This is a genomic window from Paenibacillus maysiensis, assembly GCF_000520815.1.
Lineage (GTDB): Bacteria > Bacillota > Bacilli > Paenibacillales > Paenibacillaceae > Paenibacillus > Paenibacillus maysiensis.
The window spans coordinates 1-1,319 of the sequence record NZ_ASRY01000248.1 but is presented as its reverse complement, the minus strand read 5'-3'; the positions used below and the strand labels follow the sequence as shown (position 1 = coordinate 1,319).

At 42.1% G+C, this 1,319-nt stretch carries 2 protein-coding genes; both read right to left on the bottom strand.

All coding sequences use genetic code 11. From position 1 onward, the window contains the following. Positions 1-204, bottom strand: a 204-nt coding sequence (locus tag L696_RS0117485; protein WP_025684792.1) for a hypothetical protein, incomplete at its 3' end; no start/stop codon positions are given. Positions 205-301: 97 nt separating this feature from the next. Continuing rightward, positions 302-1,132 carry a phage major capsid protein gene (locus L696_RS0117480; protein ID WP_025684791.1) on the bottom strand — a complete coding sequence of 277 codons (831 nt, stop codon included), beginning with the start codon at positions 1,130-1,132 and terminating at the stop codon, positions 302-304. Between the last annotated feature and the right edge of the window lie 187 nt (positions 1,133-1,319).

The window sequence follows — 1,319 nt, the reverse complement described above, 5'->3', positions numbered from 1 at the left end:
CTCCTGTTCCTCCTTTACCTGTGCCTTCTCGGTACGCTTCATATTCTTGACAGTTTGAACTTTCGTTTGGGGTAAATCTTGCTCAGTCTCATCTGGTTTAGGCTCATCCACTTGCTCATAATGATCATTAACCTGTAAACGCAGCAACAGCTCCTGATCCGTGACTTCCCATGTGCAGCCTGTTTCTTGATTCAAAAACCACATCTTATCACCCTCCAAAAAATAAAATAGGGCATCCAAAACGGACACCCCGAACGTGTTTCTTCTATTATAATGTGTTCTCATAATCATACATTTTCAATTAGGACTTATTGGCTGTAAGTACAGCGAGAGCTTCTGGCTTGATACACTTGGCTCCAAACACTTGCAACCCTTTCACTGCATCTGAAAATTGTTTCTCTGGTCTGAATGCTTCTACCGAATCTACTTGTCCCGCAAACGAAATGGCACTTTTATGACCTGCGATGATTTTATACTTGGCTCCTCCTGTATTTGGCACATTGTTGGATTTATAAACGGTCATACCATCAATATCTCCCACATAGCCTGTGCGAATAATATTTGGGTCTTTCGTGAAACGAGCATCTTTCAGCAGCAAGCCATAATACCATGCAGGAACCACCACAAACCGTTCGCTTTCCGGTACATTGTTTTCGTCCAGCAGCACGCCAAGATCAATCAGCATATCATAGGCTGTATCTTTCGTTGGAATTACAGGCGTTGTATCATTGCCCATCGTATTCTCAGCTTTGACCTCTGTGTAAAATCCAGCAAGATACTGATCCACTACATTGGCCAGTCCATACGAGGCTTCCACGATTCCACCATCGAGTAGATTTACATTCGCTTGAGCAGCATCTACATCATCCACTTGAAAATTGAAATATTTGGCCTGATCAATCACCAATGTTTTTTGTGTAGCATCCAGTTCCTGTGGATTACCGATTCCTGCCACCTTATCATAATTGCCAATGCTTACTGCCCCAATCGAATTAATTTTTACCGTTGAGCCTTGCCCTTGAATCTCACCTTCATAATCGGTGTTGACCACGCTCCCATACACCAAATTCTTTTTCAGGCTTTCATTTAAACGTGCGCTCCAGATTGTTGGAATAAAATTCTGTACTGTCATATCTTTTCACCTTGTCCTTTTCGTTTATTATTATTTGTTTTGTAATGCTTGTTTGACTTGATCCCAATGCTGATTAATCTCGTTTTGGGACATCCCTTTAATCGAATCCAATGTAAATGTGCTACCTGTTGAACCAGCCGGAGGTGTATAGCCATCTCCTTTGAGTCGTTGCTCGACTTGCTGTTGT

Bases quoted from the DNA above. Each gene is read 5' to 3' on its own strand.
- L696_RS0117480 (WP_025684791.1), bottom strand. From the start codon at position 1,132: ATGACAGTACAGAATTTTATTCCAACAATCTGGAGCGCACGTTTAAAT.